Consider the following 15,200-nt stretch of genomic DNA (forward strand, 5'->3'; position numbering starts at 1 on the left):
TTCGCCCCCCTCCCTGTTGCCCCTCTCTCAAATATTGATATAATGACAGAAAATACAGGTAAGGAGGTAGGTAATACCTTGTTTCGGGTTCTGTGGAGAAATTCGATTTTTAGCAAACTGCTCCTTATATTCCTGCTTATACTCATTCCGTTGTTCTCGCTTGGGATCGTGTTGTACAACTGGGGCATCGGAGCGGTCAAGACTCAACTTTCCGGTACGATTCGCGTTTCTCTCGAATCGGTGCTCGACAACTTCGATCAGGACGTTCAGCGAACGCAGGCCCTTTTGTTCGAAATGCTGATGGGCGATGAGGAATTGGCTATGCTATCACTGTTTCCCCAATCTACGGCTCAATATTCGGAGTACGAGAAATTCCAAATGATTGGACGGTTGAAAAAGCAGCTTCTCGCCCTCAAAAACAGTAATCGTTATATCTCGGACGTCCGCATTCACATTCCCTTGCTTGGCCGAACGTTGTCCTCGTCGGCTTGGCCGGAGAACTTCCGCCAGCAAGAGTACGATGCTTTCCTCGGCCACGACGATCGGTCGCGAATGTTCTACTTTGACAATCGCCCCTATGTCGTCTTGAAGGCGCTTAACCGGCAGACGGACAATATCCGTCCGTACTTCATGATCGTCGTCGAGTTCTCTGAGAAGGAGCTGCGGGATTCTCTGCTCCCTCTCCTGCAGTACAAGAATAGCGGCATTTTTCTTCGCGACTCGTCATCCCATTTCTTCTTAAGCGCCAAGAGCTCCGATATAGATAGTACGGTCGAAGAAACCCTTCGCAACCAAAAAAGCCTTCTGGATGGAGAGTCCGATATTCACGTTGCGGGCAGCGAATACCAGACGTTTCAGGTCCGTTCCTCCTCCCTTGGACTGGAGGCCATACAATATGTGAGAAATTCGGAGCTTTTAAAAACAATCCAAATTTATCATATCTGGATTTGGTGTTATTCCATTGTCGGCATCCTGATTCTTTTTCTGTTCTCGCTATATGCTTATCGGTACATTCACCAGCCGCTCGTAAAGATGGTACGGTCCTTCTCCCGAATAGAGAACGGCGACTTCGACGTCTTTATCAAGCACCATCGCAAAGACGAGTTTCAATATTTATTTACGCAGTTCAACGACATGGTCAAAAACCTGAATACGCTCATTGACCAGTCGTATCGGCAAAAGCTGCTCGTTCAAAACGCGGAGCTTAAGCAGCTCCAGTCGCAAATCAACCCTCATTTTCTATATAACAGCTTGTTTATTCTAAATACGATGACTCGAACAGGCGACTATGATAATCTCGAGTATTTTACCATTCAACTCGGCGAGTATTTCCGATTTATGACGAAGAGCAATCGTAACGAAATCCCGCTCTCAGAAGAAATTCGTCATGCGCGCACTTACGCTGACATCCAGAGCTTACGCTTCGGCAACCGGATCAAGGTCGATTTTGACGAACTCCCCCCGGATTATGCACACATCAGCGTTCCAAGGCTGATCGTGCAACCCGTTATCGAGAATGCGTTCATTCACGGGCTTGAAGAAATGCCCGATAAAGGCTGGATATCCATTACCTTTGAGGAATCAGACGATCGTCTAGCCATCGTTGTAGAAGACAACGGACAGTCACTGTTGGACCAGCAACTGCTCGGCGTGCAAGCTATGCTGGCAGGTGAAGCCGAACCCGTGGAGGAAGTCGGGCTGCTAAACATTCACCGAAGGCTGCAGCTCAAGTTTGGCCAGCGGGGGGAGCTTAGTCTTTCCCGCAGTCCGCATGGCGGCTTGAAGGCCGTTATACTCATACCCATTAATACGACTACGGGGGGAACGGAATCATGATACGTTTATTAATCGTAGATGACGAACCGATTATCGCGGATGGCTTGTTCGAAACGTTGCTGCATTTAACCCACCTTGAATTGGATCTTTATAAAGCTTATTCCGGAATGGATGCACTGCGCCAATTAAAAAATAACAGGTTTGATATCGTCCTTTCCGACATCCGTATGCCAGGCATGAACGGCCTGGAACTACTTCGGCATATTCGGTCGACCTGGGCGGATTGCAGGGTTGTCTTCCTGACCGGCTTCAACGATTTTGACTATGTGTACGAGGCCATTCAGAATCAAGGCGTGCATTACTTGTTGAAAACTGAAGGCTATCCAAAGGTCATCTCCGTCGTCGAAAGCGTCATTGATGATATTCGGACATCGAGGCAATGGAGCGAATTGGTCTCCGGAGTGAACGAGCGGATGGAAGCGGCCAATCAGGTGCTGCAGAAGGAATACCTTCTCCATCTATTAAACGGGGCTTCGACTGCGGACCGCGAGGAGCAATTCGAACAATTAAAGCTCCCCTTGGATCCAACGCTATCGATACTGCTCATGGTAGGCAGGATCACGACCGTTCGGTCCGATGGGCCAACGTATACGGAGCGAACCCGAGTAGACTATTCAATTCAGCTCATAGTCGAACGCCACCTCTCTCCCGCCATGAGAATTAAATGCGCGATCGATGACCGCGGTCGATTGGTCTGTTTTTTGCAGCCACTAGCCTCATCCATCGAACCTGATACATTGGAACAAGCATTTGCCAATGTTTTAATGTTCGCGACGAGTATGCTGGACGTTATTCAGCAATCGATCCAACTATCGGTCCAGGTTCCGATCTCCTTTGCCATCAGTAATCGGCATACCTCATGGGAGGAATCAGGCAGAACCTTCGCCCGGCTGCAATATGCGCTGGATTATCAGTCCTCCATCGATTCCGAGACGATCGTAACGGTCGGGGAGTCCGACGAAGATGACGAACACCGAACCGACGATGAAGAGATTCGTCTCCTCCTGAACAAAATCGGCATGCTGGACGCCCTCTTGGATGATGGGAGAGTGGATGACCTGCTCCCCTTGCTCGGGCAAGCGAAAACGCTCCTCTCCCGGTTGACGTCAGGCGATACGGGCGTAGGAATGGAAATTCATTATCGGATCGCGGTTTCCCTTTTGTCTTATATCAATCGTAGCGGAATCGCCAGCCGTCATGAGGACGAGATCGACTTATCCAAGCTGTTGCGTGCAGACCATCCGGATTCTTTGCCTTTTGCTATTGATTACGCTATCGGCTTGATTCCATTGCTGCTGGAGCTGAGGCAGAGTGAACGTAATCGAAAAGCCACCAAGGTCATCGACCGGATCAAAGATTACATCGCGGACAACCTGGCCGGAGACGTCTCCCTGACTCGATTGGCGGACATCGTATACTTTAACCCCGCATACCTGTCCCGGCTGTTCAAAAAAACGACGGGAATGACAATTATCGATTACATCCACGAGATCCGCATGAAGGAAGCGCTCTCATTGCTGGAAAACAGCGATATGAAAATTCAGGACATCTCGGAGGCGGTTGGTTTTACCTCTGCCACGAACTTCACGAGATTTTTCCGGAAATATACCCGATCAACGCCTAACGAGTATCGCGACCTCATCCGCGTGAAAAAGTCAAAATTGGATTAGTTCCCTCCTCCGGAGGTGCGATTTTGAATATTGTGAGCACATGAAAGGATGCCTTATCCTTAATACAGAGGCAGCGCGCGCCTACTAGTTATCAGTTCGGGGGATAGAGAATGACTAACATTTTTGCAAAGAACAGAATGATAACGTTCGCAAGTCTCGCCTTATCCATATCGCTCGTTTTTGTATCCGCTTGCAGCAACGGCAATAACAGTACTAGCGGCAATGGTGGCGCATTGAAAGCAAGCTCTTCCGCGGATTCTCCTTCTTCGTCGCCCGCTTCCGTCGAAGCCAATCCGTTCGAGAAATACGAACCGGCTATCGAGATCACGACTGTCAGAAGCACGAGCGCCCGCTTCAAGTTCTTGGACGGGGAATCACTCGACAATAATGCTTGGACGAGAGCTTACGAGAACGAACTCGGAATTAAAGTAAAGAATGTCTGGACCACTGACGAAGCTCAGTATCAGAATAAAATGAACGTGACGATTGCTTCCGGCGACTTGCCTGACCTCATGTTCGTCTCGCCCGCGCAATTCCAGCAGTTGCTCGAGAGCGATCAAATCGAGGATCTGACGACCGCCTATGACCAATATGCTTCCCCTTTCCTTAGAAAAATTATGGAGCAAGATGCAAACGGACTGATGAAAAAGGCGGCAACCGTCGATGGCAAAATGATGGGAATCACGGGCTTTGGCAGCATAGAGCAAGGGACGCCGGTAATCTGGTTGCGAACGGATTGGCTGGAGCAAGCGGATCTGCCTGAGCCAACAAGCTTCGATGACATCTTAAACATCGCGGAAGCCTTTAAAAAGAACCATTCCGGGGCTTATGGCATCGGGCTTAACAAGGATCTGTTCGGCGGCTTGGCAACCATCGAAGGAATCGCCAACGCCTATCACGCTTATCCCAAGATCTGGTTGAAGGACGATTCCGGCAAACTGGTATATGGCAGTGTTCAGCCTGAAATGAAGCAAACACTCGCTACCCTTCAGGATATGTATAAACGCGGTCTAATCGATAAGGAATTCGGTGTCAAAGACGGCAACAAAATCGCCGAAGACATCATGAATAACAAGATCGGCTTGATTTACGCCAATTTCTGGCATCCGCTGTGGCCTTTACAGGAAGCCATGAACATGAACTCGGCGGACGGCATGACGTGGAAGCCGTACCCTGTTTTGTCCGCGGACGATCAAGTCGCTTCTCCGTCTACCACTATTCCGGTGACCGGATATTACGTCATCAAAAAAGGATATAAACATCCGGAAGCCGCAATTAAATTAGCAAATCTGCAGCTAAAGAACGCTTGGAGCGACGAGGCTCAAGCCGAGCTCTACAATACGGATAAAGACCAAACGCCGTTCTACTTGTATCCAACCATCAGCATGGAACCGCCAAGCAAAAACCTGGAGGCCGGAATCGCCGTTACGGAAGCTTACCAGGCCAAGGATTTCTCCAAGCTGAATGAAGAACAGAAGGGCTATTACGACAACGTCTTGGCTTATCTGGATAACAATGACATCAAAAGCTTCGGCAACGCCTTGATCTTCGGGCCAGGCGGCTCCGAGATGGAAGTGCTGAAGAAATACGTCGAAGAAAATAGAATGAAAATCGGAGAATTTTACGGCGCACCCGTACCGACGCAGCAGATGAAGCAAGCGACGCTCGACAAACTTGAATTGGAAACGTTTACTAAAATTATCGTAGGAGAAAGCCCCATAGACGAATTCGATAGTTTCGTTGAGAAGTGGCACAAGCTCGGCGGGGATGAGATTACAAACGAGATCAACGAGTGGAATGCCGCTCAATAACTTAACGATAATGAGAAGTGGGGAAGCCGTGGTCATCGCGGCGATCCCCATCTCGTTGACTGACATCGCTAGGAGGAATGCGACATGAAAGGCTTATTTCGCCGCGAGTTGCCTTTCCACATCATGGTCTGGCCAGGCTTGCTGGCAGTTCTTATCTTCAGTTATGTGCCCATGGCGGGCGTCGTGATCGCGTTCCAGAAGTTTATTCCGGCCAAGGGGGTCTTTGATTCCCAGTGGATCGGCTTTGATAATTTTCGTTTTCTATTTCAGCAGCCAGATTTTACGCAGATCCTCCGAAACACGCTCGTCATCGCCATCGCGAAAATCGTCGCTGGATTGATCGCCTCAATTGGCTTCGCGCTTTTGCTAAACGAATTAGGCAAAGCTTTCTTTAAGAGAACAATCCAGACGCTTGTCTACTTGCCTCATTTTTTATCGTGGATCATTCTGGGCGGCGTTCTGATAGATATATTATCTCCTTCGGAGGGGATCGTCAGTTGGGCGCTTGGTTTTCTCGGTATCAACTCCCCCTTCTTCCTGGGCAGTTCCTCGTGGTTTCCTTTCACACTGGTCTTGTCCGATGTCTGGAAGGAGTTCGGCTTCGGAGCAATCGTTTATTTGGCAGCTCTGACCTCTATCGATCCGACCCATTACGAAGCGGCGGTCATCGATGGAGCCAACCGCTGGCGCCAAACCTGGCACGTCACTCTTCCGGGAATCGCCCCGATCGTCGTGCTGATGGTAACCTTGAGCCTAGGGAATGTTCTCAACGCGGGATTCGATCAAGTCTTTATCCTGCTCAGCCCAAGCGTAATGGACACCGGGGATATTATCGACACTTGGGTATACCGTATGGGACTCGTCAACGCCCAATACGGTCTGGCGACCGCGGTCGGCTTGTTCAAGTCGGTAATCTCCAGCATCCTAATCATTACATCATTCGTCATGGCGTCGAAATTCGCCAATTACCGGGTTTTCTAAGGGGGAATGCAAATGACGCGCTTGTCGTTTGGAAGAAAGTTTTTTTTGACATTTGACTACATTCTCTTATCGATTCTGGCCTTTCTCTGCCTGTTGCCGCTTGTCAACGTTCTGGCGATCTCCTTCAGCTCCAGCACGGCGGCGACCGCCAACATCGTAAAATTCTGGCCGGTCGACTTTAACTTGAAGTCCTACACTTATGCCTTGAGCAAACCGGAGTTCTCCGACGCTTATTGGGTAACAATTAAGCGAGTATTAATCGGGACTCCGATCAACGTTATTTTAACTATGCTCGTTGCCTATCCGCTGTCCAAGGATGATCGTCTGTTTCGGTGGCGCAAATATTACTCCTGGGTATTCATTTTCACGATGCTGTTCAACGGCGGGCTCATTCCGTGGTACATGACCATCAAAACGCTTGGACTGATCGATACATTCTGGGCGCTCGTCCTGCCAGGAGCGGTACCTGTGTTCAGCGTCATCCTACTGCTCAATTTCTTCCGCGGCATTCCGAAGGAGATCGAGGAAGCGGCGCTGATCGACGGTTGCACCCATTGGAGGATTTTATGGCGGATATTCCTCCCCTTATCCGCTCCGGCTATCGCTACGATTACGCTATTTGCGCTCGTCGGGCATTGGAACTCTTGGTTCGACGGCTTGATCCTCATGAACAAGACCGAGCATTATCCTCTGCAAAGCTACTTGCAAACACTGGTCATTAGCTTCGATCTTAAAATTATGAATGTTAAGGAAGCGGAGCTGCTATCCCAGATTAACAACCGGACGCTGAAGGCCTCGCAAATATTCCTCGCGGCCCTCCCGATTATGCTTACCTATCCGTTCTTGCAGAAGTATTTCATGAAAGGGATCGTAATGGGGAGCGTGAAAGGATAATACATTAGATTCAGAGTCCCAAACACCCCCGGTACTGTAAAGAGCCCGCTACCGCTTGTCGGAGTGGGGCTCTTTCTTCGTTTTAGAGATGTTTAAAAACTTCGGGAGCTACCTCTACTTCATGACTGATCTTTTGGACCATGGGATTTACGAGACAACCTTCAGCGCTGCAGCCCATCCGCTTTATCTCAATAAACATTATAACGTTATATTGTAATTTGCGATTTTTATGCTATTCTATGGTTAGGGTTGTTAGCTTGGAATAGACTATTGCCTATGCGGGAATGCAGTGAGCAGAACGCGGGCAACGGAAATGTGGTGAAAACATGCAAGAGCAGGAACGTTACATCTTGCGCGATTTGCGACTCTTGGATGGACAGCCGGTAGATATCGCTATACAGGACGGGCGTATTGCGGGTGTGTGGACGGCCGATGCTGCGATACAGGACAGGCAAATTGCGGGTGTGTGGACGTCCGGGCAAGCTGCCAAGCAATGGGAGGATGCCGCCTCCATCGACTGCTCCGGGCAATACGTGTCCAGCGGGTGGATCGACATGCACGTGCATGCGTTCCCCGAGCTTGATCCATACGGCGACGAGATCGACGCCATCGGCGTGGAGCAAGGCGTGGCGACGATCGTCGACGCGGGCAGCTGCGGCGCGGACCGGATCGGCGAGCTGCTTGCGAACGGGCAAAAAGCACGAACGAATCTGCTCGCTTTTCTCAACATCGCTCATATCGGCTTGCATCGCATCGATGAGCTGTCGGACCTCGCATGGATCGACGGGAGCAAGTTGCGTAAAGCGTTAGAGGCCCATCAGAGCTCTATCGTTGGACTCAAAGCGCGCATTAGCAAAAGCGTCGTAAAAGACAGCGGCATTGAGCCGCTCCGTCTGGCACGCCGATTCTCCGAGGAAACCGGGTTGCCGCTTATGGTGCATATCGGCTCCGGGCCTCCAGCCATCGAGGATGTCGTCCGGTTGCTGGCGGACAGGGACATCATTACGCATTATTTAAATGGCAAGGCGAACAATCTGTTCAATGGCGAAGGCAGGCCGCTGCAAGTGCTGGCAGACGCCTTGGCGCGCGGAGTTCGGTTGGACGTCGGGCATGGCACGGCCAGCTTCTCGTTCCGGGTTGCGGACACTGCCAAGCGGCATGGCATCCCGCTGCACACGATCAGCTCCGACATTTACCGCGGCAACCGGAAGAACGGACCCGTGTATAGCTTGGCTAACGTGATGACGAAGTTCCTGCATCTGGGATACACGCTGGAAGAAGTCGTCGCGGCAGTCACGTCGAACGCGGCAGAGTGGCTCGGCAAGCCTGAGCTTGGACGAATCGTTGCCGGCGACACCGCCAATCTGACGTTGTTCGAGGTGCGGCAAGAGCGTACGGAGCTGGTCGATTCGGAAGGTGAACGGCGAATTGCGGATCAACTTATACAAGCCAAAGGAGTTGTGGTGGATGGCAAGTTCATTAAATGCGAAGTACGGCCTTAAGAGGGTTATTAACGCCAGCGGACGAATGAGTATTCTGGGCGTGTCCGCTCCGACGGACACCGTCATGGACGCCATGAAGCATGGCGGGCAAAACTACGTCGAGATCGCCGATCTCGTCGACAAGGCCGGCGACTATATCGCCCGCATTTTGGGCTCGGAAGCGGCCGTCGTCGTGAACTCGGCTTCGAGCGGCATCGCCTTGTCCGTCGCGGCCATCGTGTCGGGCGGCAACAAGCGAGCCAGCTTGCGCCTGCATATGGAGCCGATCGCGAAAAACGAGATCATCATGCTCAAAGGCCACAACGTGCAATACGGCGCGCCGGTCGACACGATGGTATACCTGGGCGGCGGCAAAGTCGTCGAGGTCGGCTACGCCAACGAAGGCAAAGCCGAGCATATTGAAGACGCAATCGGCCAGAACACGGCGGCTATCCTTTACGTAAAATCGCATCATACCGTGCAGAAAAATATGATCTCCGTCGAAGAAGCCTGGGAAGTCGCTCAGCGCAACGGCGTGCCTCTTATCGTGGACGCAGCAGCAGAGGAAGACTTGCAGAAGTATGTGATGGTGTCGGATCTCGCCATTTACAGCGGCTCCAAAGCAATTGAAGGCCCGACCTCCGGCATCGTGGGCGGCAAGCGCCAGTACATCGAATCCGTGAAGACGCAACTGCATGGCATCGGCCGCAGCATGAAGGTCGGCAAAGAAACGACATTTGGCCTGCTGCAAGCCTTGGACGAGTACAGCGTAAAAGAAGATAAAAGCGAGCAGGAGAAGGAATCGCTGAACCTGCTTATGGGGCTGAACGAGCTAAACGGCGTCAACGTTACGGTCGTGCAGGACGAGGCCGGACGAGCGATCTTCCGCGCTCGCATCGCAATCGACGCGTCAGTGTCGGGCACGACAGCCAAAGCAGTGGTTGATGGCCTGCAAAACGGCGATATCGCCATCTATACCCGCGACTACGGCGTGCGCCAAGGCTACTTCGACATCGATCCTCGCCCGCTCATGGGCGACGACATGGAAGTTATCGCGACGCGGGTTCGCGAGCTGGTGACTGGTTAGGGTCCCAACGCCGCTATCCAATGAGGCGGACAGGATGACACGAGGGTACTTTAGAAACGCATACGTATGCTTGTATCGACCATAGCCTGCAATGCGCCGTATGAGCTCCAATACCCACAAACACATCTGCTTCAAGAGGAGCCACATGCGGTGCGTGACGATTGTACTCGCTTTTTCATACTCATGCGGCACTCTGAGCCTCGGATGCGGCGATTGTACTCGCTTTTTCATACTCATGCGGCACTCCGAGCCTCGGATGTGGCGGTTGTGCTCGCTTTTTCATACTCGCGAGGCACTCCGAGCCTCGGATGCGGCGATTGTACTCGCTTTTTCATACTCGCGAGGCACTCCGAGCATCGGATGCGACGATTGTACTCGCTTTTTCATACTCACGAGGCACTCCGAGCATCGGATGCGGTGATTGTACTCGCTTTTTCATACTCACGAGGCACTCCGAGCCTCGAATGCGGCGATTGTACTCGCTTTTTCATACTCATGCGGCACTCCGAGCCTCGGATGTGGCGGTTGTACCGGCACACGCTCGCCAAGCATAATCATGACAGCCGATGTTTCGGCGAATACTTGAATATCGGGAGGATACCAACATGACAACCATCGCAAAACGATTCTACAAAGGGCGCGTGGCCCTCAACGTGCTGACAAACAGCATCGACAACGCTAAAGAAATTTTCGACGCAGCCGAAGGCTACGTGCTCGTCGGCGTATTGTCCAAGAACTACCCTACGGTCGCCGAAGGCGTAGCCGCCATGAAAGCCTACGGCGAAGCCATCGAAGACGCCGTCTCCATCGGACTCGGCGCGGGCGATAACCGCCAAGCGGCTGTTGTGGCCGAGATCGCCAGGCACTACGGCGGCACGCACATCAACCAAGTGTTCCCGGCTGTCGGCGCCACCCGGGCGAATCTGGGCGAGAGGGACAGCTGGATCAACAGCCTCGTGTCGCCAACGGGCAAAGTCGGATACGTCAACATATCCACGGGTCCCGTAAGCGCAGCGCAGGACGAGCTTGCCATCGTGCCGGTAAAGACGGCAATCGCGCTGGTTCGCGACATGGGCGGCAACGCGCTCAAGTTTTTCCCGATGAACGGACTTAACGCCGAAGACGAACTCCGCGCCGTTGCGGCGGCTTGCGCCGAGGCCGGTTTAGCGCTTGAGCCGACAGGCGGCATCGACAAGGAGAACTTCGAAGCCATCCTTCGCATTTGTCTGGAAGCCGGCGTGCAGCAGGTCATCCCTCACGTTTATTCGTCGATCATCGATAAAGCCACTGGCGCAACTATCGTAGAAGACGTGCGCGAGCTTCTCGCCATAACCAAACGTCTGGTAGACGAACATGCCTAAGCGGATCGCGGCATTTGGGGAAGTCATGATGCGCCTGCAGGTGCCGGGCTACGAGCTGCTGTCGCAGTCGAACACCTTGCAATACTCGTTCTCCGGCACCGGCGTTAACGTCTCCGCCGCGCTGACCCGCTTCGGGCACACGGGATATCTCGTCTCCACCCTGCCGGATCACTCCGTCGGCGACGCGGCAATCGCGTACTTGCGGAAGCTGGGCATTACGGCGTCGTTTATCAGGCGCGACGGCAAATATGTCGGCATGTACTTTCTGGAGAACGGCTTCGGCGCAAGAGCGAGCCGGGTAACGTACACAAACCGTCTGGAGAGCAGCTTCAACACGGCGGCGGCGGACGCATACGACTTCGCGGCGATTGCCCAAGAAATCGACGTCGTCCACTTCTGCGGCATTACACTGGCCATGAACGATACCGTACGCAGCCAGATGAAGGCGTTCGCTCAAGCCGTCAAGTCCGCTGGCGGCACGGTCGTCTTCGACTGCAACTACCGTCCGAGCCTGTGGGGCGAAGGAGCTTATGAGAAGGCGCGGCCTTACTACGAGGATATGCTGGGACTGGCGGACATCGTTATGATGAACGAGAAGGATGCGTTGCTGACGCTGGGCATGTCGACCGACAAGCAATCGCGCCGCGAACAGCTCGTAGATTTAATCCCCGCAGTTGCGGTAAAATATAACATACGCGCAATCGCGGGCACGCATCGCTCCATTAACGGCGACAATACGCATGCGCTGCAGGGCTTCTTGTACAAGGACGGCCGCTTTGCTTTCGCGGAGCCGCTCTCGTTTGCGGTCCATGACCGGATCGGCGCGGGCGACGCGTATACGAGCGGCATTATCCATGGCGAGACCGCCGGCTGGGCGCCCGAGGAGACCGTGGCGTTCGCTGCGGCGGCTGGCATGCTCGCCCACACGATCGTGGGCGATACGCCGATGTCTTCCGAGAGCGATATTCGCAAAGCGATGGCGGCAACCGTCAGCGACGTAGAAAGGTAGTGCAACCCACCGTGAACTTATCCAGGAAATCGAAACCGTTGTATATGCAGATTAAGAGCATCGTGAAAGACCGGATTTTGCACGGGGTATATCCCTTGGGCAGCATCATTCCTTCCGAGCCCCAGCTCGAGAGCGAATTCGGCGTCAGCAAAATCACTGTCCGCAACGCCATCAGCGAGCTCGTGCAGGAAGGTTATCTGGAGAAGGGCAGCGGCAAAGGCACGAAAGTAATCCGCAATACGTCCACGTCGAAGCTGTCCAAGCAGAAACGGTTTACCGAGGTGCTCGTCGAAGGCGGTCATCGCATCCGCAAGGAGCTGCTCATCGCCGAAGTTGTCGTCAACGAGCCCGGCACCTTGCCGCATGCCCTGTTCGGCGACCAAGCTTACCGCATCGAACGGCTGTACCATCTGAACGACGAACCTTACATTTACTATATGCATTACCTCACCATGCGGGCGGGGGGCATCGAGCTCTCCGATCTCACTTCGCAGTCGCTGTACGATATGCTCGAGGAGCATGAAGTCGCTCCGGAGAAGTTCCGCGACGAGTTCGCGGTGACGCTCGCCCCCGCTCACGTCGAGCAGAGACTGGGCGTTGCTGCGGGCACTCCGCTGCTTAAGCGCTCCCGCTACTCCTACGACGGGGCAGGCCATTTGATCGAATATAGCGAAGGGCTGTACCACACGGCATTGCATAGCTATGTGGTGAACTATGATGTTTGAGGGCTGAAAATTAAAACCTATTCTCAATTATCCTTTTTAATAGATGATGGACAGGTCTACCTTTCCTATCTATTGAAAAGGATATTTTTGTGTTCAGGCGATTAGTTAATGAATTGATGTTTTTATTTATTTATTTTTCTATAAACGAGATGTAAGTTTGTTTATGCTTGTGATGTGTTAAGGAACGAAACGAGATAGAGTGTGATTTAATCTTAAATGGAAGGAGCTTATGAGGTTTTAAGATGACTTCAGACAACTAAGGAGAGTGAAAAAATGAGCCTAACCAGAATTGTAAGCGCTATACTTATGCCTATTCTCATGTTCAGCTTGCTGGTGACACCTTTTCCTGCAAAAGCAGAAGCCGCTGCCGGCGTACAGTTGACGTTTGATCTTGGCGCCCAGGGACAGACGATCACCAATAAATTCAATCAACTGAATATGTGGGATAAGGATGCTTATTGGACAAGCATGGCAGATAATCAGGAAACGGATTATTTTGCAACGAAGTACCCGTTTGTTAAAACGATGAAGCTGATGCAAGCGACGGGCGGCTGTTATGTTGGATTTGATCGCTGCACGACGAATCGTGATTTATTCGTCGATCCCTCGGATCGGTCGAATTTGACTGACTACAAATTTGATACGCTTATTCACGCAACCCGCAATATTGTTAATCAAGGGCTGACGCCTTATATCGTTACAGGAAATGTACCGATCAAATACAGTTCTAATCCTGTATTAGGCGTATTCGAGCTAAACGTCAGTCCTCCGGATGATTATAATGTCTACTACGATTATATGTTAGCAATGGCAGATGCATTAGTGGATGAATTTGGCGTAAATGAGATGAAGAGCTGGAAGTGGGGCGTCCTCACGGAGTTTGAAAATGGAGATATGTTCAAAGCCGGGAGCGTAAATGCTCAGCAGACAAAAGAGGCCTATCTCAAGCTTTATGATTATACGGTCGATGCTCTCCAAGAAGCCATTGGCGCGGACAACCTGATCGTTGGAGCACATGCGATGGCGGTCTCTGCCGGGTTATGGAGTCATCTGGAATTTATTGACCATGTGGCGAAGGGCGTCAATAAGAAAACGGGAGAAATAGGCACGCAACTAAATTTTATTACCGGGTCCTATTACGATGAACAGCCTGGAGAGCCCAATCCCAGCTACAAATCGCTTAAGGATACCTTAAACTCTCTCCGCGCACGAGCTGTTGAAAACGGGCTAATGAATCTGGAAATCGGTATCGACGAGGGGCGTATTCTGGCAGGAATGGACGGGGTGGCGCTTGCCCCGCGTGCGGTTGGCCACAGCTTCCAGGCAGCAGCGGACGCTAGACTATTCCGCCAATTGCATGATTGGAATATCGATTTTTTCTCCTTGTGGTCGTTGACGACAGACGGCATTTGGAGCGGTGTTGATTCAGTAAGCACCAATATTTTCAATCTCTCCTATCGCATGGTCGGAGACCAACAAATTACTCCGCAGGTTGCGGGATCGCCCAATGATCCGGGTAATGAGATTGGAGGCATCGGAGGGTATAACGAAGCGGAGAACAAGCTTCATCTTATGGTCTACAATTATAATGCGGATATTGAAGCCACAATGGGAGAGGCGCCTACGCTTGTCGTGGAGAACATCGCTCCAGTAGAAGGCAATACTGTCACCATAAAGCAATGGTACGTCGATGACGACAACGCCAATTTCTGGCCGACGTGGTGGGAGGACCAGGCAGCACAGGGCATTTACGAGAATTCGATCCCGTATTGGTCCAGATATTCTGCCGAGGTTATGTTCACGCTCTATAATCAGGCGGATAAAGACTATTGGTATTCCAGAGAAGAGGCCTATAAAAATCTGGCTGAGCTGAAATCTACAACGAGTACGGCTGTTATCAACAACGGCAAGCTCATTCTGGAGCCCTCGCTCGGCCATCACGGAGTCGTATTTTATGAGATCACGAATGCCGATCCTACCTCTGCGCCGAAAGTCGCCATCGATGATTTGGACGATTGGAGCAAGGCCGACACCTACAGCGATACTTTGATGATTGATAAGAGCAATGCTGCGTTGCTCGGAGATCCAAGTCGAGTCATGCGCAAGGGCGCTTCCTATGATGCATCCGAAAAGGACTATATGACTTACTACTATCCCGGAATCGTCAGCCTGGGCCTTACGGCCTTGTACGCTACTACGGCTGAAAGCATTGGCGATTTCAAGTTTTATACCTCGGCGGATGGGTTATCATGGGAGAAGCAGTATGGCTGGACCACTGAGGACAGCTTGATTAATGAAGACCTGTGGACAAAACGCGAATATAATCTTCCGTCCGTGCCGGCGGG

General features: G+C 51.9%; 11 protein-coding genes. All 11 read left to right on the plus strand.

Going from position 1 to position 15,200, the window contains the following annotated elements; all coding sequences use genetic code 11:
- Positions 1–78: 78 nt before the first annotated feature.
- Positions 79–1,836, plus strand: a complete 1,758-nt coding sequence (locus tag PAT3040_RS09915) for a sensor histidine kinase (protein ID WP_181376537.1) — start codon at positions 79–81, stop codon at positions 1,834–1,836.
- Entirely contained in the window at positions 1,833–3,506 is a 1,674-nt protein-coding gene (locus tag PAT3040_RS09920; RefSeq protein WP_108992494.1) for a helix-turn-helix domain-containing protein, read from the plus strand. The genes PAT3040_RS09915 and PAT3040_RS09920 overlap by 4 nt, the downstream gene beginning before the upstream one ends.
- 110 nt (positions 3,507–3,616) lie before the next feature.
- Positions 3,617–5,317 carry an extracellular solute-binding protein gene (locus PAT3040_RS09925; RefSeq protein WP_108992495.1) on the plus strand — a complete coding sequence of 567 codons (1,701 nt, stop codon included), beginning with the start codon at positions 3,617–3,619 and terminating at the stop codon, positions 5,315–5,317.
- An 84-nt stretch (positions 5,318–5,401) separates the two neighbouring features.
- Entirely contained in the window at positions 5,402–6,298 is an 897-nt protein-coding gene (locus PAT3040_RS09930) for an ABC transporter permease (RefSeq protein ID WP_087568188.1), read from the plus strand.
- A 12-nt stretch (positions 6,299–6,310) separates the two neighbouring features.
- Positions 6,311–7,192 (plus strand): carbohydrate ABC transporter permease, encoded by an 882-nt coding sequence (locus PAT3040_RS09935; protein WP_108992496.1) that lies wholly within the window; start codon positions 6,311–6,313, stop codon positions 7,190–7,192.
- 326 nt (positions 7,193–7,518) lie between these two features.
- The gene (locus PAT3040_RS09940; RefSeq protein ID WP_108992497.1) at positions 7,519–8,694 is read left to right on the plus strand and encodes an amidohydrolase/deacetylase family metallohydrolase; all 1,176 of its coding nucleotides are present in this window, start codon (positions 7,519–7,521) and stop codon (positions 8,692–8,694) included.
- Complete coding sequence (locus PAT3040_RS09945) at positions 8,660–9,760, plus strand: DgaE family pyridoxal phosphate-dependent ammonia lyase (protein WP_108992498.1); 1,101 nt, start codon at positions 8,660–8,662, stop codon at positions 9,758–9,760. Before PAT3040_RS09940 ends, PAT3040_RS09945 begins: the two co-directional genes overlap by 35 nt.
- Positions 9,761–10,365: 605 nt before the next feature.
- Positions 10,366–11,121 (plus strand): 2-dehydro-3-deoxy-phosphogluconate aldolase, encoded by a 756-nt coding sequence (dagF, locus tag PAT3040_RS09950; protein WP_087568184.1) that lies wholly within the window; start codon positions 10,366–10,368, stop codon positions 11,119–11,121.
- Positions 11,114–12,130 (plus strand): sugar kinase, encoded by a 1,017-nt coding sequence (locus PAT3040_RS09955; protein ID WP_108992499.1) that lies wholly within the window; start codon positions 11,114–11,116, stop codon positions 12,128–12,130. The genes dagF and PAT3040_RS09955 overlap by 8 nt, the downstream gene beginning before the upstream one ends.
- Complete coding sequence (locus PAT3040_RS09960; RefSeq protein ID WP_179215549.1) at positions 12,130–12,855, plus strand: GntR family transcriptional regulator; 726 nt, start codon at positions 12,130–12,132, stop codon at positions 12,853–12,855. The genes PAT3040_RS09955 and PAT3040_RS09960 overlap by 1 nt, the downstream gene beginning before the upstream one ends.
- Positions 12,856–13,128: 273 nt before the next feature.
- Positions 13,129–15,200, plus strand: a 2,072-nt coding sequence (locus tag PAT3040_RS09965) for a GH39 family glycosyl hydrolase (RefSeq protein ID WP_146200396.1), incomplete at its 3' end; no start/stop codon positions are given.

The organism is Paenibacillus agaridevorans (assembly GCF_003112455.1).
In the GTDB taxonomy this organism is placed as follows: Bacteria; Bacillota; Bacilli; order Paenibacillales; family Paenibacillaceae; genus Pristimantibacillus; species Pristimantibacillus agaridevorans.